The 21,281-nt window shown below is 70.8% G+C and carries 22 protein-coding genes and 1 pseudogene; 13 read left to right on the top strand and 10 right to left on the bottom strand.

Going from position 1 to position 21,281, the window contains the following annotated elements:
- The first annotated feature begins 6 nt into the window (after positions 1-6).
- The 3 genes from LDL49_RS07685 to LDL49_RS07675 all read left to right on the top strand — a co-directional run bounded on the left by LDL49_RS07685 (position 7) and on the right by LDL49_RS07675 (position 3,303).
- Positions 7-1,200: an MFS transporter gene (locus LDL49_RS07685; protein ID WP_225290232.1), complete on the top strand. Its 1,194-nt coding sequence runs from the start codon at positions 7-9 to the stop codon at positions 1,198-1,200.
- A 4-nt stretch (positions 1,201-1,204) separates the two neighbouring features.
- The gene (recQ, locus tag LDL49_RS07680; RefSeq protein ID WP_225290231.1) at positions 1,205-3,013 is read left to right on the top strand and encodes a DNA helicase RecQ; all 1,809 of its coding nucleotides are present in this window, start codon (positions 1,205-1,207) and stop codon (positions 3,011-3,013) included.
- A gap of 83 nt (positions 3,014-3,096) precedes the next feature.
- On the top strand, positions 3,097-3,303 hold the full coding sequence (locus tag LDL49_RS07675; RefSeq protein WP_225290230.1) for a hypothetical protein: 207 nt from the start codon (positions 3,097-3,099) through the stop codon (positions 3,301-3,303).
- Between the two features lie 155 nt (positions 3,304-3,458).
- On the opposite strand, the gene LDL49_RS07670 is transcribed toward LDL49_RS07675, so the two are convergent.
- The 6 genes and pseudogenes from LDL49_RS07670 to LDL49_RS07650 all read right to left on the bottom strand — a co-directional run bounded on the left by LDL49_RS07670 (position 3,459) and on the right by LDL49_RS07650 (position 6,547).
- Positions 3,459-3,818, bottom strand: coding sequence for a hypothetical protein (locus LDL49_RS07670; protein WP_225290229.1), 360 nt, complete (start codon positions 3,816-3,818; stop codon positions 3,459-3,461).
- Between the two features lie 89 nt (positions 3,819-3,907).
- Positions 3,908-3,967, bottom strand: a pseudogene (locus LDL49_RS59090) (hypothetical protein); the annotation flags it as partial.
- 22 nt (positions 3,968-3,989) lie between these two features.
- Complete coding sequence (locus LDL49_RS07665; protein ID WP_225290228.1) at positions 3,990-4,331, bottom strand: FAD-dependent oxidoreductase; 342 nt, start codon at positions 4,329-4,331, stop codon at positions 3,990-3,992.
- 283 nt (positions 4,332-4,614) lie between these two features.
- Complete coding sequence (locus tag LDL49_RS07660) at positions 4,615-5,184, bottom strand: sigma-70 family RNA polymerase sigma factor family protein (protein ID WP_225290227.1); 570 nt, start codon at positions 5,182-5,184, stop codon at positions 4,615-4,617.
- A 25-nt stretch (positions 5,185-5,209) separates the two neighbouring features.
- Positions 5,210-5,806 (bottom strand): ArsR/SmtB family transcription factor, encoded by a 597-nt coding sequence (locus LDL49_RS07655; RefSeq protein ID WP_225290226.1) that lies wholly within the window; start codon positions 5,804-5,806, stop codon positions 5,210-5,212.
- Positions 5,807-5,842: 36 nt separating this feature from the next.
- On the bottom strand, positions 5,843-6,547 hold the full coding sequence (locus tag LDL49_RS07650; RefSeq protein WP_225290225.1) for a maleylpyruvate isomerase family mycothiol-dependent enzyme: 705 nt from the start codon (positions 6,545-6,547) through the stop codon (positions 5,843-5,845).
- A 222-nt stretch (positions 6,548-6,769) separates the two neighbouring features.
- Between LDL49_RS07650 and LDL49_RS07645 the strand changes: the two genes are divergently transcribed.
- The 4 genes from LDL49_RS07645 to LDL49_RS07630 all read left to right on the top strand — a co-directional run bounded on the left by LDL49_RS07645 (position 6,770) and on the right by LDL49_RS07630 (position 10,252).
- The gene (locus tag LDL49_RS07645) at positions 6,770-8,398 is read left to right on the top strand and encodes a CocE/NonD family hydrolase (protein WP_225290224.1); all 1,629 of its coding nucleotides are present in this window, start codon (positions 6,770-6,772) and stop codon (positions 8,396-8,398) included.
- Positions 8,399-8,467: 69 nt separating this feature from the next.
- On the top strand, positions 8,468-8,614 hold the full coding sequence (locus LDL49_RS07640) for a hypothetical protein (protein WP_225290223.1): 147 nt from the start codon (positions 8,468-8,470) through the stop codon (positions 8,612-8,614).
- Positions 8,615-9,174: 560 nt separating this feature from the next.
- Positions 9,175-9,504, top strand: coding sequence for a hypothetical protein (locus LDL49_RS07635; RefSeq protein ID WP_225290222.1), 330 nt, complete (start codon positions 9,175-9,177; stop codon positions 9,502-9,504).
- Positions 9,505-9,709: 205 nt separating this feature from the next.
- On the top strand, positions 9,710-10,252 hold the full coding sequence (locus LDL49_RS07630; RefSeq protein ID WP_225290221.1) for a hypothetical protein: 543 nt from the start codon (positions 9,710-9,712) through the stop codon (positions 10,250-10,252).
- A gap of 30 nt (positions 10,253-10,282) precedes the next feature.
- On the opposite strand, the gene LDL49_RS07625 is transcribed toward LDL49_RS07630, so the two are convergent.
- Positions 10,283-11,092, bottom strand: a complete 810-nt coding sequence (locus LDL49_RS07625; RefSeq protein WP_225290220.1) for an alpha/beta hydrolase — start codon at positions 11,090-11,092, stop codon at positions 10,283-10,285.
- 205 nt (positions 11,093-11,297) lie between these two features.
- On the opposite strand from LDL49_RS07625, the gene LDL49_RS07620 reads away from it, so the two are divergent.
- The 5 genes from LDL49_RS07620 (at position 11,298) to LDL49_RS07600 (ending at position 16,349) form a co-directional block, all read left to right on the top strand.
- Complete coding sequence (locus LDL49_RS07620) at positions 11,298-12,302, top strand: NAD-dependent epimerase/dehydratase family protein (protein ID WP_225290219.1); 1,005 nt, start codon at positions 11,298-11,300, stop codon at positions 12,300-12,302.
- Between the two features lie 10 nt (positions 12,303-12,312).
- Positions 12,313-12,978, top strand: a complete 666-nt coding sequence (locus LDL49_RS07615; RefSeq protein ID WP_308016089.1) for a PIG-L deacetylase family protein — start codon at positions 12,313-12,315, stop codon at positions 12,976-12,978.
- Entirely contained in the window at positions 12,975-13,907 is a 933-nt protein-coding gene (locus tag LDL49_RS07610) for a methionyl-tRNA formyltransferase (RefSeq protein ID WP_225290217.1), read from the top strand. Before LDL49_RS07615 ends, LDL49_RS07610 begins: the two co-directional genes overlap by 4 nt.
- Positions 13,904-15,706: an NAD-dependent epimerase/dehydratase family protein gene (locus LDL49_RS07605; protein ID WP_225290216.1), complete on the top strand. Its 1,803-nt coding sequence runs from the start codon at positions 13,904-13,906 to the stop codon at positions 15,704-15,706. Before LDL49_RS07610 ends, LDL49_RS07605 begins: the two co-directional genes overlap by 4 nt.
- Before the next feature lie 235 nt (positions 15,707-15,941).
- On the top strand, positions 15,942-16,349 hold the full coding sequence (locus tag LDL49_RS07600; RefSeq protein WP_225290215.1) for an ester cyclase: 408 nt from the start codon (positions 15,942-15,944) through the stop codon (positions 16,347-16,349).
- A 67-nt stretch (positions 16,350-16,416) separates the two neighbouring features.
- On the opposite strand, the gene LDL49_RS07595 is transcribed toward LDL49_RS07600, so the two are convergent.
- From LDL49_RS07595 to LDL49_RS07585, 3 genes are read right to left on the bottom strand one after another with little or no spacing between them, the layout of a single operon-like run.
- Entirely contained in the window at positions 16,417-18,249 is a 1,833-nt protein-coding gene (locus LDL49_RS07595) for a N,N-dimethylformamidase beta subunit family domain-containing protein (protein ID WP_225290214.1), read from the bottom strand.
- Entirely contained in the window at positions 18,246-19,490 is a 1,245-nt protein-coding gene (locus tag LDL49_RS07590; RefSeq protein WP_225290213.1) for a condensation domain-containing protein, read from the bottom strand. Before LDL49_RS07590 ends, LDL49_RS07595 begins: the two co-directional genes overlap by 4 nt.
- The gene (locus LDL49_RS07585; protein ID WP_225290212.1) at positions 19,483-19,722 is read right to left on the bottom strand and encodes an acyl carrier protein; all 240 of its coding nucleotides are present in this window, start codon (positions 19,720-19,722) and stop codon (positions 19,483-19,485) included. The genes LDL49_RS07590 and LDL49_RS07585 overlap by 8 nt, the downstream gene beginning before the upstream one ends.
- 144 nt (positions 19,723-19,866) lie before the next feature.
- Here LDL49_RS07585 and LDL49_RS07580 point away from each other — a divergent pair, with 144 nt between their 5' ends.
- The gene (locus LDL49_RS07580; RefSeq protein WP_225290211.1) at positions 19,867-21,279 is read left to right on the top strand and encodes a class I adenylate-forming enzyme family protein; all 1,413 of its coding nucleotides are present in this window, start codon (positions 19,867-19,869) and stop codon (positions 21,277-21,279) included.
- Positions 21,280-21,281: the final 2 nt, after the last annotated feature.

Here is a 21,281-nt window from a genome sequence, read left to right as displayed (position 1 = left end):
CCATTCGTGATCGCCTCATCTGCTCGCCTGGTCGGTGCGCTGGCGATCACCCAGACCGCCGGATACGGCATCCTTTACTACGCTTTCTCGGTCTTCATCACCCCGATGGCTCGCGATATGCACGCGGGGGTCGCCGAACTCACCGGCGCGATAACGCTGGCCGTCCTCGTGTCGGCGCTCGTGGCGCCGCCCATCGGCCGCTGGCTCGACCGGCGCGGCGGGCGGGGTCTGATGACGGCGGGCTCGGCGCTCGGCGCGGCGGCCGTGCTCGCCTGGTCGCAGGTGCACACCCTGCCCCAGCTCTATCTGATCTGCGTGGTGCTCGGCGTCGCCTCGGCGATGGTGCTGTACGAGGCCGCGTTCGCGGTGATCGTCGCCTGGTTCGACGCGGCGCGACGGTCGCGGGCCCTGCTCGCCGTGACCGTCGTCGCCGGCTTCGCCTCCAGCATCTTCCTGCCCCTGACCGGCTTCCTCGTCGATCGGTACGGCTGGCGGCAGGCCCTGGTCGTCCTGGCCATCGGATACGCCTTGACGGCCGTACCCCTGCATTTCCTGGCGGTACGGAGCCGTCCCTCTGCCGGGGTCGTGGACCGGGGCGTCGTCGGGGCGGCGCTGCGGGAGCGGCCGTTCTGGCTGCTGGCGGCGGCGTTCCTGACGCAGACGGGCGCCGTGTCGGTCATGGGCGTGCTGCTGGTGACGTACCTGATCGCGCTCGGCCACTCGCCCCTCTTCGCGGCGACCGTGGCGGGCCTGCTCGGGGTGCTGTCGGTGACCGGACGGCTGGTGACCACGGGCCTGCAGGCGCGTTGGCCGGTGGCGCTGATCACCGCGACCGTGTTCGGGTTACAGGGTGCCGCCGCGCTGCTGCTGCCGGTGGCCGGGCGGAGCGTGGCGGGCGCGGTCTGCGGCGTGGTGCTGTTCGGGCTGGGGTTCGGGGTGGCGACGATCGCCCGTCCCGCGCTGCTCACCGAGCGGTACGGCACCAGCGCCTACGCGACGCTGAGCGGGGCCCTGGCCCTGCCGATCACCGTGGCCAAGGCCGTCGCCCCGCTGCTCGCGGCAGGCGTCGCGCAACTGGCCGGATACCCGGCGGTGATGGTTTCGCTGGCGGCGGCCTGCGGGCTCGGCGCCCTCTCCCTGGTGGCCTACGATCGCCGTGGGCGAACAGAGCGAACGGCCTCCGGCGAACACGTAAGGTAGCCGCATGGATACCCCAACCGAGGCTCTCCACCGCGTGTTCGGCTACGACTCGTTCCGGGCCGGACAGCAGGAGATCATCGATCACGTCGTCGACGGCGGCGACGCGCTGGTGCTCATGCCGACCGGCGGCGGCAAGTCGCTGTGCTACCAGATCCCCGCGCTGGTCCGCGCTGGGGTCGGGGTGGTCATCTCACCGCTGATCGCGCTGATGCAGGACCAGGTCGACGCGCTGACGGCGCTCGGCGTGCGCGCGGGGTTCCTCAACTCCACCCAGGACTTCGACGAGCGACAACGGGTCGAGGCGGCCTTCCTCGCGGGCGAGCTCGACCTGCTCTACCTGGCGCCGGAGCGGCTGCGGGTCGAGACGACGCTGCGGCTGCTGGCCAAGGGCGAGATCTCGCTGTTCGCCATCGACGAGGCGCACTGCGTGTCGCAGTGGGGGCACGACTTCCGCCCCGACTACCTGGCGCTGTCGGAGCTGCACGAGCGCTGGCCGGAGGTGCCGCGCATCGCGCTGACCGCCACCGCCACCCCGGCCACCCACGCCGAGATCGCCTCGCGGCTCCGGCTGGAGCAGGCCCGGCATTTCGTGGCCAGCTTCGACCGGCCCAACATCCACTACCGCATCGCCACCAAGAGCGAGCCGAAGCGCCAGCTCCTCGACTTCCTGCGCACCGAGCACGACGGCGACGCGGGCATCGTCTACTGCCTGTCGCGCTCCTCGGTCGAGAAGATCGCGGCCTTCCTGGTCGACAACGGCATCGCCGCCGTGCCCTACCACGCGGGCCTCGACAACCGCACCCGCGCCGCGCACCAGGCGCGCTTCCTGCGCGAGGACGGGCTGGTCGTGGTGGCCACGATCGCGTTCGGGATGGGCATCGACAAGCCCGACGTACGCTTCGTCGCCCACCTCGACCTCCCCAAGTCCGTCGAGGGCTACTACCAGGAGACCGGCCGGGCCGGACGCGACGGGCTGCCCGCCTCCGCCTGGATGGCCTACGGCCTGCAGGACGTGGTCCAGCACCGGCGGCTGGCCATGGAGGGCGACGAGGCCCACCGGCGCCGCCAGGTGCTCCACCTCGACGCGATGCTGGCGCTGTGCGAGACGGTCGAGTGCCGCCGGGTGATGCTGCTCGACTACTTCGGGCAGAAGGACTCCAAGCCGTGCGGCAACTGCGACACCTGCCAGGCGCCGCCCGAGTCGTGGGACGGCACGGTCCCCGCCCAGAAGGTGCTCTCCACGGTGCTGCGGCTGCGCCGCGAGCGGGGGCAGAAGTTCGGCGTCGGGCAGATCGCCGACATCCTGCTCGGCAAGAAGACGGCCAAGGTGCTGCAGCACGGCCACGACTCGCTGAGCGTGTTCGGGGTGGGCGCCGATCTGGGCAACACCGAGTGGCACGGGGTGGTGCGCCAGTTGCTGGCGCAGGGGCTGCTGGCGGTCGAGTCCGACTACGGCGCGCTGGTGCTCACCGACGCGAGCGCCGACGTGCTGCGCGGGCAACGGGAGGTGCGGCTGCGCCGCGACCCCGAGCGGGCCGCGCGGGCGAAGACCGCCAAGACCGGCGCCAAGGACCGTCCCGTGGTGGAGCTGCCGGCGGATGCCGCGCCGGTGTTCGAACGGCTGCGCGCGTGGCGGGCGGCGACGGCCAAGGAGCAGGGGGTGCCGGCTTACGTGATCTTCCATGACGCGACGCTGCGGGAGATCGCGACGCTGTCACCGTCGACGCTGTCGGAGCTGGGGACGGTCAACGGGGTGGGCGAGAACAAACTGGCCAAGTATGGCGAACAGGTCCTGGAGACGCTCGCATCGTGATGTGAAGTGGTGTGCCCGTGACGGGTGGCGGTCGTGGCGGGTGGCTTGTGGCGGGGTGGCGGTCTGCTCTTGGGCGGTCGTTAGTGGGGGCGACGGCCGCACGAAGATCGGCCGTCGCCACCACGCTGCTCGCCCTGGTCTCGGCGCTGGGCTTCACCGCCACGCCGACAGGGCCGCACATGCATTCATCGGTCTGGTACGGCCCGGGGTACGGGGCCGCCCTCGCACTCATGCGCCGCTATCCGTACCCGCATCTCGGGCGGATCACCCGTCGGCAGAACCCCGATTAACAACTAGATCTGTGACTTTGTGCGCTATCACTACATTTTTCGCCGCTGTGCGGGGCGATGACGGGGTATCGAGGTCCCCCTGAAGCCCCGCGTTTCCGAGCGGGCGGCTGGGAGCGCGGCGCCCCAATGGGCCGCCGCGTTCAGGGGTGCTGGACTCATGCGGCGGGGAAGGTCGTCTCCTCATCGCGGGGGAAGGTCTCCTCATCGCGGGGGAAGAAGGGAAGCTCGATGTAGACGCGGTCGGCGGCGGCGAGGATCTTCGCGGCGTCGTCGACCGGCGGGTGGATGGCCTGGTTGATCCGCTTCTTGATCTCCTTGCCGTCGGTGCCCGAGGCCATCACCCTGCGGTCCCAGCCTCGGGTGAAGACGCCGCCGGCACTGCCCAGGTCCAGGCAGGTGACGTACGGGCCGGGGGTGAAGTCGCACAGCGGCAGGTCGAGCAGGTCGGCCGCCGCCTCGATCTCCTTGCGCGGGCCCGGGCCGAGCTGGTCGCCGACCACCTCCGACCGGCCCACCGGAGCAGGGCCGCGGTCTTAAGCAGCACCCGGCCGCGGGCGGCCAGTTCGGTCGCGGCCTCCAAGCCGACGAACCCGGCGCCGACGACCACGGCGGAGTAGTCGTCTCGGTCGCGTAGATGGTCGGTGAGCCGCCGGGCGCCCTCCAGGGTGTCGATGTCGAAGAGCCGTTCAGCGCCGGGCAGACCCTGGGGCGCGACGAGCTTTGCTGCCCGCCGCTAACACCAGGCGGTCATAGCCGATCTCCTCGCCGTCGGCCACGACCACGCGGCGGACGGTGTCGATCGTGCTCATCCAGGCCCGTCGGTGCTCGATGCCGATCGGTTCGAGGATCCTGCCGAGCTCCACCTTGGCCAGGTCCGGCTCCGGCTCGTACAGGCGTGGCCGCAGCACCATGTGCTCGTCGGGCGCGATGAGCGTGATGCGCAGGTCCGCGTCTCCGCGTGCCAGCGCCGCTCCCGCCGCGCTCCACACACCCGCGAAATCGCCTCCGATGATCACAACGTGCGCCATCGTGTCGTCCTCTCTCAGCGTCTTGAATTCTCTGTGGTTCCCTGAAGGAATCAGGCAACTCGGACGGGCGTGGCCTGGCCTGGGCCGTTCGCGTGCTCGATGGGCATGAGCACGGGGGTGGCTTTGGCGTGGTGGAAGCCGGTCCGATGGTGAGAATTCCTGACATGCCCTGTCCGGTGCGGCTGGTGCCGTCCCGGCTTGGGTGCATGGCCCGCCGGACGCTGTCCGCCGCTGGTGGGCGGTGGGGCGGGCACCGTGCGCCGGTCGGGCACACGGCTGGAGGTCATCGGGTTGTTTCGTGCGGTGGCTGAGCTGCGGGTGGGCCGTTTCGGGGTGGGGCGCCTCTTGGCTCTGTCGCGTGCTGCCGGTCGGGGGTGCAGGTCTGCTCGGGTGCGGCGGGCGCGGCGGGGCGCACGGGTTGGCCTGCGCGTTCGGCGGGCGCGGGCGAGGTTGCCTTCCACGATGGCGTGGATGGTGCGCACCCCGGTGGAACGGTGGGTGCGGGTGGCGTTCTGGCCGAGCAGGCCGCGGGAGACGATCCGCTCGGCCGCTGCCCAGTCCCGATCACAGGACAGGCCGCAGGCCGGGCAGTACGCCCACCTCCAGCCCCGCTCGCCGAGCCGGTCCGGGGCCGGGCAATCTTGCGGCTGGCGGCGGGGGTGCCGCCGAGCACCTCGGCGATCCGGCCGAACGGGAAGTCGAAGACGTCGTGCAGCACCAGCGCGACGCGTTCGGCGGGGGTGAGGTTCTCCATGACCACCAGCATCGCGGTGCTCACCGACTCGCCCATGAGCACCTGGGTGGCGGCGTCGGGCCCGGTCAGCAGCGGTTCGGGCAGCCAGGGTCCGACCATAGTGCACCGCGTGTCGCGCACCAGATCACCCATCGGTGGGCTGATTCCCGACGGATGGGTGGATGGCGATGATTAGACGGTGGGGTCGTCCGTCTTCGGCCTGCTCGTCGTGATACTTGCTGACCAGCGAAGCCACCGCACCGGACAGCTCCTCGGCGAAGGCCGCCCGGTCGGCGGCCGAGGAGAAGCGGACCTCGCCGTCGATGGCGAACGTCGCGACCCGCTTCCTGGCCTTCGCCGCACCGGTGATAAGGGCGCCCACGTCACGTACCAGGCGAGCGGCCACGGCCAGCAGCCAGCGGGCCGAGAGCTGGTCGGGGGAACGGGACGGGTCGGGCTGGACCGCCGACAGGGCCGTCGGCGAGATGACGTAGGAGGCGGCCGATGCTTGCATGACGCGTTCGGTGCAGTTGCCCTTGCGCCGCTCTTCGACGAGTTGGACCAGACCGTGGCTTTCCAGGGCTCGGAGGTGATAGTTCACCTTCTGCCTGGCCAGACCGACCTTGGCGGCCAGCATCGTGGCCGAGCCCGGCTCGGCCAGCTCGGCCAGCAGCCGGGCGCGTACTGGATCCAGCGACGCCTCGGCGGCGGCCGGGTCCTCGATCACCGCGACTTCGTACATGGCTCCACGCTGACACCGACAATTAATGCTGTCAAGCTACTTCCTGTTGTCAGTCCAGTGGGGGTCGCGGCCCAGGTAGGCGAGCAGACGGTCCTGAGCTGGGGCTCGGGGGGCGGTGTTCAGGGGTACGGCGAATCGGGCCGGCCGGTCGGCGTCCGTGACGAAGAGCCGGGCCAGCGGGAGCAGCTCGGCCGCCATGTCGTCCGGGATGGGACGGGGGTGACCGCACGCCCGGGCCACGTCCCAGGCGTGCACGGCCACCTCGACGGCACCGACGGCGGACACCATCGCGGCCGTCAACGGGCAGCCGCCGACGGAGACCACCGCGTCCCGGGTCCCTGCCCAGGCGTGGAGAAGGCGGGTGGCGCGGTACCGCAAGCCGTCATCGCCATCGCCGCGCCCGCGCCCGTGACCGTCGTCTTGGCGGTCGCCCTCGTGGCGGTCGTCGCCTCCGTCGCCGCCGTGGCCGTGGCGGTCGCCGCTGTCGTAGCTCGGCAGGGGATCGAGAGCGACGTGTCCTAAGGATGCGGCTTCCGTCAGGGCCGCGAAGGAGTCGTTCGTGTGTGCCAGCAACGTCCGTAGGTCCCAGCCGTGGCACGGGGTGGGACGGTCCAGGTCGGCGGAGGCGACGAGGCAAAGGCAGCCCAGCGCGTAGTCGACGGCCCGGCCCAGCAGAGCGACCCCGCCGAGCCAGGCGTCACCGGCGGTGTCGGCGTGGGTCGTGGGTGGGGGCTTTCGCATCTTCGCCTTCTTCTCGTCTGTCCTCGTCATGTCTCGTCTGTTCAGACAAGGCGGCGAGGGGAAAGTCACCGGTCTCAGGACGTGACGGTCCCTGTGGCCGTTGGCCGACTTCGTGCGTGTGCGCGCACGAGCTCCGAGACCCGCTCACCGACCTTCTCACCGTCAACGACCGTTCCTTCCGCCCCAGGAGCTCTACTCTGGGGTCGAGCGGGAGGACTTCTCATGGGCGTGCTCGGCAGGCTGTTCGACAGGTACCTCGGGCTGCCGGAGGCGGTGGTCCATGATGTGGCGGTCGCTCGTGATCTGCGGGTCCCGATGCCCGACGGCGTGGTGCTGCTCGCCGATCGCTACCGGCCGCGCGGTGCCGGGCCGCTGCCCGTGGTGTTGATGCGCACGCCGTACGGGAAGCACCGGATCGACTCGAAGGCGTTCGCAAGCGTGCTGGTGAGGCGCGGGATGCAGGTCGTCGTCCAGAACACCCGGGGCGTCTTCGGCTCCGGCGGCCGGTTCCACGCCTTCCACCAGGAGAAGGCCGACGGTCTGGCCACGGCGGCGTGGTTGCGCGCGCAGCCGTGGTGTGACGGGCGGCTGGCCATGGCGGGGGCCAGTTATCTCGGGTTCACGCAGTGGGCGGTCGGGCCCTACCTGGATCCGCCGCTGGAGGCGATGGGGCTCGGGATCACGGCCAGCGAGTTCGTCAGCACGTTCTATCCGGGCGGCGTGATGGGCCTGCACAACATGTTGACCTGGTCGGCGCTCATCGGCACCCAGGAGGAGGCGCCCCTGGGCGGGCTGCTGCCCGACCCCCGCAAGGAGCGGCGCGTACGCCGGGCCATGGCGCACGTCCCCATCGGCACGTCCGACCTGGCGGCGATCGGCAAGCCGGTACCGTTTCTGCGCGAGGTGGCCGCGCACGCGGAGCCGGGCGACGACTTCTGGACGGCCACCGACCACCGCGTGGCGGCGGCCGAGATGACCACGCCGACGAGCATGGTGACCGGCTGGTGGGACCTGTTCCTGCCCGCGCAGCTGCGTGACTTCGCCGCGCTGCGGAGGGCGGGGCGGCGCAGCCGGATCACGATCGGTCCATGGGGCCATGATCCGGGCGCGCTGCGTGCCGTGCTGATCGACCAGGTGTCGTGGCTGTCGGCGTACCTGCTGGGCGACACCGCTCAACTGCACCAGGCACCGGTACGCCTCTACCTGCAGAAGGCCAACCGCTGGCTGGACTTCGACCAGTGGCCGCCCGCGGAGTCCACGCCCACTCCGCTCTACCTGGGCCACGGCCAGGGGCTCGGCTGGGAGGTGCCGGACAAGAGCTCTTCCGACACGTTCGTCTATGACCCGGCGCACCCCACGCGGTCACCCGGCGGCCCGATGCTGTCCGCCCAGGAGACCGGCCAGCACGACAACCGGGAGGTGGAGCGCCGGTCCGACGTGCTCGTCCACACCACCGCACCACTCCCCCGCGATCTCGACCTGGTCGGTCCGGTCTCGGCGGTCGTGCACGTACGCACCGACACGGGGCATGCCGACCTGTTCGTACGACTCTGCGACGTCGATCCCGCGGGCGTCTCCCGGAACGTCACCGACGGCATCGTGCGCCTGCCCCAGGACTCGCAGAGCGTGACCCGGGCGGAGGTCGAACTCCACCCGACCGGCTACCGCTTCCGCAAGGGCCACCGCCTGCGGGTGCAGGTGGCGGGGGGAGCGTTTCCGAGGTTCGCGCGCAACCATGGGACCGGGGAGCCGGTGGCGGGGGCCGTGCGGACCCGGCGCACCGGGTTCGAGGTCTTTCATGGTCAGGAATATCCCTCCGCATTGATCCTTCCCATCCTCGGAAATACATAAAAGCCACAAATGCCCCTTCAGCGCAGCCATGGTCAATTAGCCGGGGCGGGAAAGAAGTAGCCTCTTAGCATGGATCCAGATCGTGGTCGTCACGAATGGGGCGATCGAGGCAGAAAACGCACAGTCATCACAGGCTGCCTGCTTGTCTGCGGCATCGGCGCCATTATCTGGCTGATTGCCCTCGGCCTGATCTGGTATTTCTTTTTACGATCATAAGCTCCCGCCGGAGGATGGGGTGAAGGGATCTTCCTACCGGCGATCGGGCAGATGTCCCAGGGAGGCGAACATACGATCCCGCCACCCCTCACGCTCAAGACGCACAGGGCGACGACTGCGGACAGCCGCACGGTCGGCTTCGCCACTGCGTTTCCCCGCAAGCTTCACGACATCCGGTCGCCGGCGGAAAGCTTCTCTCCCGAAGACACGGTGAGGACCTACCCGCAGGCGGTCGTGGCGAGAGACATCGGCGCCGCTGCCGCTCGTCCACCCCGGAATTCGCCGATCGTGAGGAGTCTTTCCCCGACAGCGCTTTCTGCGACTGGACCGATATCGGGGCCACGAAGCGCCGGATGATTTCAGCTGGGCTTATTGGCTCGAAAGAGAGTCGCCCACGGAGAGATGGCGCATTTTCGAATCGGGAGAGGGATAAGACCTTGGCCGCTTCCGCGTTACGGGCGCCGCCGGCTCCGGGTCACTGACCGCGAAGGCATCCGGTGGAACGGGATGGAACGCCTCTCAGACGTAAGCCCCAACGATCGAAGCTCGGGGAGACCCCAATGAAGTACCTGACCAAAAGGCTGCTGGTCGCGTTGGCTGCGACGACGCTGGCCGGTTCCGGCATCGTCGCGGGCGCCCTCGTCGCCGCTCTGCCCGCCTCCGCCGACACCTCCACCAGCATCAACGCCGGGATCGGCGCGCTGTTCGACGGGTTCGGCAAGGGCATCGAGGAGGACGCCGCGCTCGCCCGCGCGGAGGCCGCCGCCAGGCAGAACGCGCTGAACCACGGGTTCACGTCGTGCGAGGTGTTCGAGTCGGTGACGTCCCAGGACGCGCGTACGCATGTGTGGTTCGCGATCGTCACGGTCCGCTGCGAGGACGCGTCGTAGGGCGCCAGCTAAGTACAGGTGCCAGCCGACTGCGGGTGCCAGCTGGGTACGGGCGTCGGCCGAGTACGGGCGCCGGCTGGATACGGGCCTCTCGCTCCATGGGCGGGGGCCCGTTGGCCTTCCAGACCTACGCCGCGCGCCGAACCTGAACCAGGAACCTCTTGCCGCTCTCCGGAGTACGTGTCGTGAGAGCGAAGGAGGTTCGATGAGGCGGATGACAATCGGAGCGGTGCTCATAGTGGCCGCGGGGTGCGCCACCGGCGGCCCGGCGACCCAGGCCCCACCGCCATCGGCGACCACGGCGCCGACCGGGAACGGAACACCGGCCGGGACGCCGACCGGGGACGGGACACCGGCCGCGTCGCCGAAGCCGACGCCCGCCACCACCCGGGTGGGGTGCCATGGGACGCCGGTGATCATCCAAGGGGACGGGTTTCCCGAGGTGCGCGGCGCCTCGCAGGATGCCGAGGTGTGGGGGCTGCTGTTCGCCCCGGTTCCGTTCAAGCGGGGCAAGGAGGTCAAGATCGTGTGGCGGATGACCGGTGAAGGACCGCTGAAGGTCACGGCCGCGCTGCCCGACGGCACCCGTGCGAAGCCCACGTTCGGTCCCGAGCAGCACGGGAGCTCGTCCTGGCGGCGGCCGGGTGAGGAGTGGGGCACGGGCTTCGTCTTTCCCAAAGCCGGGTGCTACCGGGTGGACCTGACGCGGACCCATGGATCCGGACACCTGTGGCTGCCCGTCAAATGACTCCGCCGCAGGGCATCAAGGAGCGTGGAGTCAGTGGCCGAGGACGCGGTCGATGAAGGTCGTGACGTCCGTCAGGACCTCGTCCCGGTTCGTCTCGTTGAACACCTCGTGCCGGGCATCAGGATAGATCCGCTCCGTCAGGTCGTCGCCGCGGATCGTCTCGATGCCCGTACGGCTGGAGGTCAGCGGCACGAGCCGGTCATCGGCGCCGTGGATCCAGAGCGTCGGCAGGCTGCCGAGCGAGCCGCCCTTGGCGATCGTGGTGATCGTCGTGGCGAACGCCTCCAGCGTGGGCCGCTTGAACGGGCCGTGCCAGACCAGCGGATCCTCGGCGTAGGCGACGCCCACGGCCGGGTCGCGGGAGAGCGTGGCCGGGTCGATGGGGACGTCGGGCAGCTCGTCGAGGGCGAGCAGGGCGGGGATCACCTCCCATTCGCCGATCACCGGGCCCGACAGGACGAGCGCGGCCAGCCCGTCGCCGTAGCGCTGGGCGTAGCGGGCGGCGATCATGCCGCCCATCGAGTGGCCGATCACCACGACCGGTACGCGCGGGTGGTCGGCTCGGGCCTGCTCCTCCACAGCGTGTACGTCGGTCACCACGTCCTCGAAGTCGACGACGAGCGCCCGGTCGCCCGCCGACTTGCCATGGCCGACGTGGTCGAGCCCGTACACCGCGGCGCCGTGCCGGACCAGGGTGTCCGCCACGTACTCGTAGCGGCCGATGTGCTCGCCGTACCCGTGGACCAGTATGGCGACATAGCGGGGCTGCTCGTGGGGCCATTCGCGCACCACGTTCGCGGCGCGGGTGCCGGTGAAGGTGCGTTCCCTCGACGTGGCCATGTCACTCCCTGTGCCCGAATTGCGGTGAGCGTACGCCCGATCCGGCTGATCGGTCCAGGAAGCCCGTGCAAGCCATGAAAACTTGTGCCATGCGTGACAAGCGTGGCGAAAACTGTTTTAATCCCACGCTAGGTGCCACCGGGGCGGCACAGGCCCCGAGTGACCGTTTTCCTCGAAATCACGGCTTCGTGGGAAAGGCAGGCCCGTGGGAGCTCCAAGTGGCGAAGTCATCGTCACGGGCGGTCTCGGTTTTATCGGCTCACATCTGGTGGACGCGTATCTCGCCGCGGGCCACCGAGTAACGATCATCGACTCCAACGCGGGTGCGGTGATCGACGGCGAGGACTACGACGCCGACCCTCGCTGCACGGTCGTCCGGCAGCGGGTGGAGGACTATCTGGCGGCGGGCGGCGACTTCGCTGGGGCCGACCGTGTCATCCACGCGGCCTCCTATGTCGGCCCCGCGAGCATCCTGTCCAGGGCGGGCCGGCTCGGCCACGACATCATCGGCAGCACCGCGCCGGTCATCGACGCCTGTATCCGGGCAGATGCGGCGTTATGCCTGTTCAGCTCGGCCGAGGTGTACGGCCGCAGCGGCGTGCTCGACGAGAAGGACGACATCGTCGTACCGACGCAGTACAACACCCGCATCGAATACGCCATCGCCAAGACGCTGGCCGAGGCGATGGTCTCCAACAGCCGTCAGCACGGGCTGCGCGGGGTGGTCATCCGGCCGTTCAACGTGGCGGGGGCGCGGCAGTCTCGGGCGGGCGGGTTCGTCATGCCCACGTTCGTCCAGCAGGCGCTGGCCGAGAAGCCGATCACCGTGTTCGCGGGCGGTGAGCAGGTCAGGGCGTTCATCGCGGCGAGCGACCTGACCGGGTTCCTCATCGACTACATGGACGCGGCGCTGAACTGCGACGACATCATCATCAATGTCGGCAACCCGGCGAACGCCGTCACCATCGTGGAGCTGGCCCAGCGGGTGAAGGAGCTGCTCGGCAGTCCGTCGCCGATCCTCAGCATCGACGGCAGGAGCGTGCACGGGCCGTACTACGCGGAGGCCGAGTCGTTCCACAAGATCCCGGCGCTGCGGGCGGCGACCGACCTGGGCTGGCGGCCCCGGATCGCGCTCGACGAGCTGATCCTGAGCACCGCCGAGTACTATCGCGCCCGCGAGGACCGGAGGGCAGTGAATGCGCCGCTTTGACCGTGTGCTGGTGATCTCCCCGCATGCCGACGACGAGGTACTCGGCTGCGGCGGCCTGATCGCCGCGCAGGTCGAGGCGGGGGCCGAGGTCCACGTCCTGTATCTGGCGGTCGACGGCATGCGGCACTACGGCCTCGACGGCGCCACCAGCTATCGGCAGCGGCTGGACGAGATCGAGGCCGTCCGGGCCACACTGGGTTTCTCGTACGAGATCGCGTACGGCGACATGGACCTGACCGAGCGGCTGGACACACTGCCGCGCAGGGAGCTGGTCGACCTGTTCGAGCGGGCGCTGAACGAGCGGCGGCCCGACCTGCTCCTGCTGCCCAGCTTCGCCGACTACGACCAGGACCATCTCGCGGTGTTCGGCGCCGGGTTCGCGGCGGCCCGGCCCATCGCCCAGCAGTTCGGCAAGTGGCTGGTGCCGACCGTGCTGCTGTACGAGATGTCGAAGATCCAGTGGGCGGCCGAGCCGATGCCACGATCGACGGCGTTCTGCGACATCAGCGCCCACCTAGAACGCAAACTGGAGGCGCTGCGCGGTTACAAGAGCCAGCACCGGCCCTCCCCGCACATCAGGAGCGAGGAGTCGGTGACGGCGCTGGCGACACTGCGCGGCGCGGAGATCGGTGTCACGCACGCCGAAGCGTTCGGGGTGCTGAGGGAGGTCTTGTGAAGACGTTCGCGTTCGCCACGGGCATGGAGTTCGCCGCCCCCGCCGTGGACGTACTGGCCGCGCAGGGCACTCCACCGTCGCTGCTGATCGGCTATCCGCCGAAGCTGCAGCACCGTTCGGGGTACGCGCCGCTGCGGGAAGCGTCCGAGAAGCACGGCATCCCGCTGCTGGAGACCGCGGACATCAACGACGGCGAGGCGTACGAGCGGGTCAAGGAGATGGACCTGTTCGTGATCGCCGGGTGGTCGCAGCTCGTCCGCGAGCCGCTGCTGTCGGTCTGCCCGCTCGGCTCGATCGGCCTGCACCCCACCCGCCTGCCGGAGGGCCGGGGACGCGCCGCGCTGCCCTGGACCATCATCAAGCGGCTGACGACGAGCGCGGTGAGCCTGTTCTTCCTCGACGAGGGCGCCGACACCGGGGATCTCATCGCGCAGCGGGAGTTCACGATCAGCCGCCGCGACGACGTCACCGAGGTGTACCGCAAGGTCACCGAGATCAACATCGAGCTGCTCGCCAAATACGTGCCGCTGCTGCTGGCGGGACAGGTGGTGGCACGACCGCAGCCCCCGGGCGGCTCGTGGTGGGACAAGCGCCGTCCGGAGGACGGGGTGATCGACTGGTCGAAGCCGGCCGACGACCTCTACGACTGGATCCGCGCGCTGGCCGCGCCGTACCCGGGGGCCTTCACCTTCGTCGGCGGGCGCAAGCTGTTCGTGCACAGCGCCGACCTGATCGAATACGGCGGCCAAGAACCGCCCGGCACCGTGCTCGCCCCCGTCTGGTCCACCGGCGTCGCCGGCGTGCTGGTGGCGTGCGGCTCGGGGCTGCTGGTCGTCCGCGAGGTGCAGTGGGACGGCGGCGACCGGCGCGACGCCCTCGACCTGCTGGAGTCGGGCGAGCTCGCGGTAGGCGCATGCCTGGGCACGTGAAGCCGGCGTCTGAGCACATGCAGCCGACGCCTGGGCACGTGAAGCTGACCGGGGCGGTGATGGCGCATCCCCAGCGCAGGGAGGCGGCCATCCGGCTGGCCGGTGGCGTCCTCGACGTCGTCACCGATCCCGATCCGGCGGGGCGTCCGTCGGCGTTCCGCACTTCGCTGCTCGCCTGGTCCAGCATCCCTTCGGACGCCACGCACCACGTGCTGCTGCACGACGACATGGTGCTCTCGAGCACCTTCTTCGAACGCGCCGAGAGTGCCGCCCGTGCCATGCCACACGCCGCGCTCGCCCTGTTCGCCTTCTGGAACTCGCGCAACGGCGCCGCCGTCCGGCAGGGCGCGCTCGCCGGGGCGCGGTGGGTGCCTGGGGCGGGCGAGTACACGCCGGTGGCGGCCCTGCTGCTGCCCAGGCAGGTCGCGGGCGGGTACGTGGAATGGGCCCGCGACCGGGGAGACACGTGGCCCGACGACGTGCTCATGGGGCGGTACCTGCGCCAGGCGGGGGTGCCCGTGTTCGTGGCCGTGCCGAGCCTGGCCGAGCACGAGGACCTGGCGAGCCTGGTGGACAACGACTTCCAGGGGCTGCGCCGCTCCCCCTGCTTCTTCACCGACGACCCGCGGACGGACTGGTCCGCCGAGGAGAGCGTGCTCGGGGAGCTGCCGGTGATCCCGTTCTTCAAGCGTGGGGTGGCCCAGTGCGCCGTCCGCGTCCCGGAGACCGGGCGGTGGCGGGACATCCGCTGCGAGGACTACCTGGCGGGGCGGGGCATCGACGCCGAGTCGCTGCGGACCAGGGCGGCGACCCGGCACTGGCCGCTCTGGCTCACGGCCTACACCATGGGCGTCGTCCACGGCCAGACCGGCGGAGACGGTGCCCTGGATGAGACTGGGGAGCACGCCGACCCGCGCGTGGTGGACCGGGCGCTCGCCACGATGGGTCCCGGTGGGCTCTGCCATGCGCTCGGGGCCCGGGAGCTCGCCCGGCTCGCGCCCGAGTGGCACGAGGCGGCCCGTGCGGGCCTGGAGGCGGGTCTCGCCGACCGGCCCGCACACCGTCCCCGGGTCTTCGCCGACCGCCCTGCGGTGGCCCTGACGGGCGCCGACACGTTCGTCCGCGACCATCTGGCGGGCGCGCTCGCCGACCACGGCTATCGAACGGCCGGTCCCGAGGCGGGCGCCGCCGTGGTGGTGCACGTCTGCGCGCTCGGCTGGGACGAGGACGCCGACCCGGAGGAGGAGCTGCGCCTGGCGCGAGCGGCCTTCGCCGACGGACGCGGCGGCGTCCTGCTCAGCTCGTGCGCCGTCTACGGGGACGGGAAGCAGGACGCGTCCGCGCTGGTGCGGGCCATTCGGCAGGTGGAGGAGGCGGCCGGTGGCGCCGTGGTGTTGCGGCTGGGCGAGCCCTATGGGCCCGGGATGCCGCAGCGGGGCGCGGTCGCGGAGCTGGTGCTGCGGTCGTCGCTCAACCGGCCCGCGCCCGTCACGGGCTCTCCCGTGCAGTTGGTGCACGTCCAGGACGTCGCTCACGCGGTGCTGGCGGCGCTGGCGGGGAATCCGGAGTCGCGGGTGTTCAACATCGCCAACCCGGAACGGCTGGGCATGCGCGAGCTGGCCGAGGCGGTGTCAGGGGCGGTGCGGCCGCTGGACGTCGAGACGTCAGACGGCCCCCCGAAGCCGCTGGTCGATGTCGAGCGGGCCGCCGCCGAGCTGGGCTGGCGGCCACGCGCGACACTGGACTACGGGCTGCACACCTGCGCCCAGTGGCTGGCCTACGAGAGCGACCGCCCGTAGCAGCGCTACGAGACCGACCGCCCGTAGCAGCGGCCCACGAAGGCCACCGCTCCCAGGAGCGCGGCCTACGCGGTGACCGTCTGTGGAAACGGCCTCCGTGCGCTCCCCGGCGACACACCCCACCCAAGACCCACCCCACAGCCGCTCGCCGCCTAACCTGCAGAAACAGAGTCGCACGGAGATCCACTGTCCGTGGGACGTGATCGGCCATCGCCGACCAACTGTGGGGAGAGACATGACCTACGAGGCCAACCTAGCCGCCCAGCAACGCTTCGCCACCGCGGTGATGAGCGGCGACTTCGCCATCTTCGACGAAGTGGTCGCGCCCGATGCCGTGGACCACGATCCCGCCCCCGGGCAAGGGCCGGGCCCGGACGGTTACAAGGCGATGTTCGGCGAGCTGCGCGCCGCGTTCCCCGACCTGCGCGTCGAGGTCGAGCACCTGATCGCCACGGATGATGAGCTGGCCTTCGCCTACACCATCAGCGGCACCCACCTCGGCGACCTCATGGGCCATCCGGCCACCGGCAAGAAGGTGAGTTACCGCGGCATGCAGATCAGCCGCTTCACCGACGGCAAGCTGGTGGAACGGTGGGGCAGCAGCGACCAGCTCGGCATGCTCGGCCAGCTCGGTCTCCGCTGACCCCGCGCACCCCCCACGAAGAACGGCCTGTCCCACACAGCACCTCCAGCTCGGGGGCACTGCCCTCTCACCGCCAGGAGAGGCCGGTCCCCGGGCCGGTGCCGATGAGTCGTCCGGCGGAGGCGGCGAGGACGGTGTGGCCCCCGGCCGGGCCCAGGTCCTGCCAGGCGGTCTCGTGCCGTTCGGCCGGCCTGGTCAGGATCCGGTCGGCGGAGACGGCGAACACCCGCCCGTTCATCGCGGTCAGGCTCACCGCGCCCGCGGCCGAGCCCGCTCGGGCCCAGTCGTGGGTGTCCAGCTGCCGGATCGGGAGGTGCCACAGCTCGCCCGCCGAGGTGACGGCGAACAGGCCCTCGTCCACGGCGGCCAGGCCCGTGGTGCCCTCGGGGGCCCGGCTGACATCCCGCCAGGTGGACCTGGCCAGGACGGGGTCGCGGTAGCGGATCGTGCCGTCTGGCGCCACGCCGTACAGGCCGGCGGGTGGGCCGCCGTGCGCCTCCCGGGGGGCCGCCAGAGCGATCACGTCGGTCTCGTCGATCACCCGCCATGGGAGGTTCTGTCCGGAGATGTCGCGGACGGCGAGTGTCCCGTCCGCGCAGGCGGCGAAGAGCCGGTTGTCGCACGCGACCAGGGCACGCGTGCCGCCACCGACACCATCGGGAGACGACTCGCGGGCAGACGCGCTGGTCGGGGCGGGGCCGATCGGGTCCCAGGAGGGTGGGTGGCTCGGTGGTCGGGACAGGCGGTCGAGGACGTTTCGGGTGATCCTGTCCAGGACGGGGTCGTGCAGGGAGTTGCCCCAGTTGATGGTGCCGGCGTTGAAGACGGTGCCCGCCCCGAGCCGGTGTACGCCCATCGTGGCCGCGCCGCCCTTCCCGTACCGGCGCCAGTGGCTCAGGTCGGCGGTGGCGAGGACGACGAACGACGGCGGTGTGCCGTCACGGCCCGTCGCCCTCGGCACCCCGTCCACCCATTCGAGGTCGGCGGCGTCCGTCTCGTAGCCGAGCGCGCCCCTGCCGAAGGTGTCGCCGTCGGCCAGCCCGGTGCCTTCGAACACCCAGTGGCCGGCGAAGCGGGCCGTGTACGACTCGTGGGCCATCACCCGCGAGTCGACCCAGCATCCCGCGCCGTTCCGGAAGGTGAGCCCGGTCAGAGTGTTCTCCGGGCGGTTGACGGGTTCGCTGGGCCATTCGACCGTGACCCTGCCCGGGTCGGTGGCGGCGAGGGGGTCGGCGACGGCGTCGCGGTAGCAGACCATCGTGCGGAGGTCGTCCTCGAAGCGGACCTGCCACCAGCAGGTGTTGCCAGAGAATATGGCGATATTTCCACCGGCCCGCGCGAACGCCTCCACCGCGTCCCGCATCTCCCACGACCAGTACTCGTCGTGCCCGTTGATCACCAGCAACCGGTAACGGCTCAGCAGGTCGAGACCGTCGTGCAGGTCCAGCCCCGAGCAGTAGTCGACCGTGTGCCCCGACGGCCCGAGCCACCGCAGCAGCCCGAGCTCCCACTCCTCGATCTGCGGCCCCGCCCCCGGCCGGTCGAAGCTGACCTTGACCGCCCGATCGGGCTGCTCGGCCTGGTAGAGCCCCTCGCCGGGCACGCCTGGCCGGTTGTACGCCTCCCAAGTGGGAAAGGGAATCGCCACCACCACCGGCGAAGCGGGCACCGCCGCACGTACGACGAAATATGCGGACTCGTTGCCCAGAACGGCGCGGTAGAGCGAGCTGGGCCAGTCGGCGCCCACCTTCAGCGTCCAGGTGTCGCCCTCAGCCGTGTCCCGGAGCACGACCCGCCCCGACGGCACGTCCTCGACGGTGATCGGGCCGCCGCCCCCGAGCAGGTGGAACCGGAGCGACTCCCCCTGCGCGCACGACGTGGCCGCCGCGTACAGGCTCATGCGAACGCCGCCTCGACCAGCGTCGACTCCATGTCGTACAGGAAGCGTTCGATCCCCGGCGGCGCGAGCAGCCCGGTGTCGGCGTATAGCGACACCTCCATCCGCCCCGGCTCGCCGCCGACATGCAGCCGGAAGTCGCAGATGTTGCGGTCCATGGTGTCCGTCCAGGCCAGCTCGGTCCGCTCCATCGAGGCGCGTACGGCCCGTTCGTCCAGACCTGTCACCTCGTCGCGCTGGACCAGCCGCTGGTCGTTGAAGCAGCCGAACGACCTGATCCCCGGCCCCATGCCCGACACCGCCTCCTCCATCGCGTACGGGTCGAACTGGGCCTGCCGGTAGGCCCGTAAGGCCACCTGCCAGCCTTGCCGTACCAACTCCCCGAAGTCCGGTGTACGCAGGTCGAGCAGGACGAGCCCCTCCTGCGAGATCGTGGAGACCACGTCGCGGCGGTCGGCCGCGAACCGGTTGTTGACGATCACCCGCATGCCGCAGAACCGCTGGCCCGTGAGCCGCCCGGCGAGCCGGACCGCGGCCGTGAGCAGCACCGTCGAGGAGCTCACCCGCTCGCGGGCGGCCACGGCCTGCGCCGCCGCGGCGATGGCCGCGGAGGTCATCGTGGCCTCCCAGAACCGGGGGCGCCGCGGGACGTCGGCCAGGGTCACGGGATCCATCCGCCGGTATTCGGCCGTCCAGAAGGCCAGGGCCTCGTCGGAGGTGCGCCTGCCCTCGGGCGAGCGCTGCCACTCGGCCAGCTCGCGCGGCGTGGCGCTCTGCGGCGGCGGCAGCGAGTCGCGCAGCAGGAGCAGCCGGAAGTCCTTCACCAGGAGATCGGCCGCGTGCCCGTCGGCGGCCAGATGGCAGAGCACCAGCACGACATGCCGGACATGGTCGCCGGTCACGAGGAACGCCACCCGCAGCGGCCACTCCTCCCAGTAGTCGAACGGCTCGCCCGACAGCCGGTCGCACACCACCTGAGCGGATTCGTCCGTCACCTCGACGTACGGCCGGGCGATGGGCGAGACCCGCTGCCGGGGGTGGTCGCGCGGGCCGCTGAGCCGGGTGCGCAGCGCCTCGTGCCTGGCGACGAGGTCGTCCAGGGCCTTGACGGCGCGCTCGACGGTGACGGGCCGCTTCGGCGCAGCGAAGATCCGGCCGATGTTGAGATAGTGCTCCTGCGGCCGCGCCGCCACCACGGCCCGCCAGATGTCCTGCTGCCCCCAGGTCAGCGGCGACTCAAGCATGGAGCCGTAAGTAGTCCACCAGCTCGTCCAGGCTGTCGGCCGAGGTCATGTCGAGCTCGATGCCGAACTCCGCCTCCACCGCGTCGATCAGCCTGAGATAGCCGAGCGAGGTGACGCCGAGATCGGCCAGCCGGGTCTCCCCGGCCAGCACGTCGGCGGCCTCGACCGCGCCGTCGGTGGCCTCGGCCACCATCTCGGCGAGGCGTCCGCGTAGTTCCCCGTCCGTCTGCACCTGGCGAAGCCCTCCCGTTTCCAGGGAAATCCGGGGCGAGTGTGTCACGCGGGGCCTGACGGCGGCAAGCGGCTGGCGGTAAGGGGTTGACGCAATTGTGCATTTTTTCTAGCGTCTTGCGACATCCCGATAATAATTTTGGGGGTGGTTCAGTCGGCCCGTCCTGTCCCTGCTCTGCTGAGTTCACGCGCCGCCACCGACCCCGACCACGAGGCCCTCATCGTCGCCGGAAGGGGCGGCCTGACACTCGCCGAGTGGGACGAGCGCTCTGACGCCGCCGCCCACGGCCTGCTCGACCAGGGCGTACGGCCGGGAGACAGAGTCGCGCTGGTGTTCGGCGGCCGTGACTGGCTCGACTACGCGGTGAGCTGGATGGCGGTGCTGAAGGCGGGCGCGGTCGCGGTCCCGCTGTCGGACCGCTTGGCCGAGCCGGAGCTGGCCCGCCTGATCAAGCACTGCGGGGCGACGACGCTGATCCGGGGCGGCGACGAGCTCAGCGGCCCGGCCGAACCCGTCCCGGTCAAGGTCGATCCGCTCGGCTACGCCCAGATCCTCTACACCTCCGGCACCACCGGGCAGCCCAAGGGCGTGGCGGCCAGCCACGCGAACCTCACCTTCCCGCCCGTCCACCCCAAACGCCGCCCGTTCGCTCACTCCAGGCATCTCGTGCACGCCTTCCCCATCGGCACGAACGCCGGCCAGGTCATGCTGCTCCACGCGCTGAGCGCCGCCCCCACCGTGGTCACCCTGCCGCTGTTCACGCCGGCCCGCTTCGCGGCGCTCATCGAGTCGTACGCGGCCGGGACCGTGTTCGTGGTGCCCGCGATGGCCATCGAGCTGCTCGGCGCGCGCGTCCAGGACCGTCACGACCTGTCGAGCGTGCTGCTGCTCGGCTCGGCCGCCGCCGCGCTGCCGCCGAGGGTCGCGGCCGAGCTGACCGAGGCGTTCCCGAACGCGACGGTCGCGAACTACTACACCTCGACCGAGGCGGCCCCCGCCCAGACCATCATGATCTACGATCCCGACCGGCCGGGCGCGCTCGGGCACGCCGCCGGCAACCTGAAGATCGTGACGGCCGACGGCGACCCGGCCCCGCCCGGCGAGACCGGCGAGGTCTGGTTGCGCGCCGCCGCGCACTCCCGCGCCTACTACGGCGAGCAGCGGCAGCAGGACACCTTCCAGGACGGCTGGGTACGCATGGGCGACCTCGGCTACCTGGACGACGACGGCTACCTGTACCTGGTCGACCGGGAGAGCGACGTCATCAAGTCGGGCGCCTTCAAGGTCTCGACACTCCAGGTCGAGGCCGCGCTGCACGAGCATCCGGCCGTCGCCGAGGCGTCGGTGTTCGGTGTGCCGCACCCGGTCATGGGCATGGCGGTGGCGGCGGCGGTCGTGTCCCGCGAGCCGGTGACACTGGCCGGCGTACGCGCCTTCCTGGCCGAGCGGCTCGCCCAGCACGAGCTGCCCACCCGGCTGCTGCTCGTGGCCGCGCTGCCCAGGAACGCCGCCGGAAAAGTGGTCAAGCGAGAACTGCGCAGTATGGCAGAGGAGTGAGC

The sequence above is a fragment of the Nonomuraea aurantiaca genome (assembly GCF_020215705.1).
Lineage (GTDB): Bacteria > Actinomycetota > Actinomycetes > Streptosporangiales > Streptosporangiaceae > Nonomuraea > Nonomuraea aurantiaca.
This window is presented reverse-complemented; position numbering and strand designations above follow the sequence as displayed.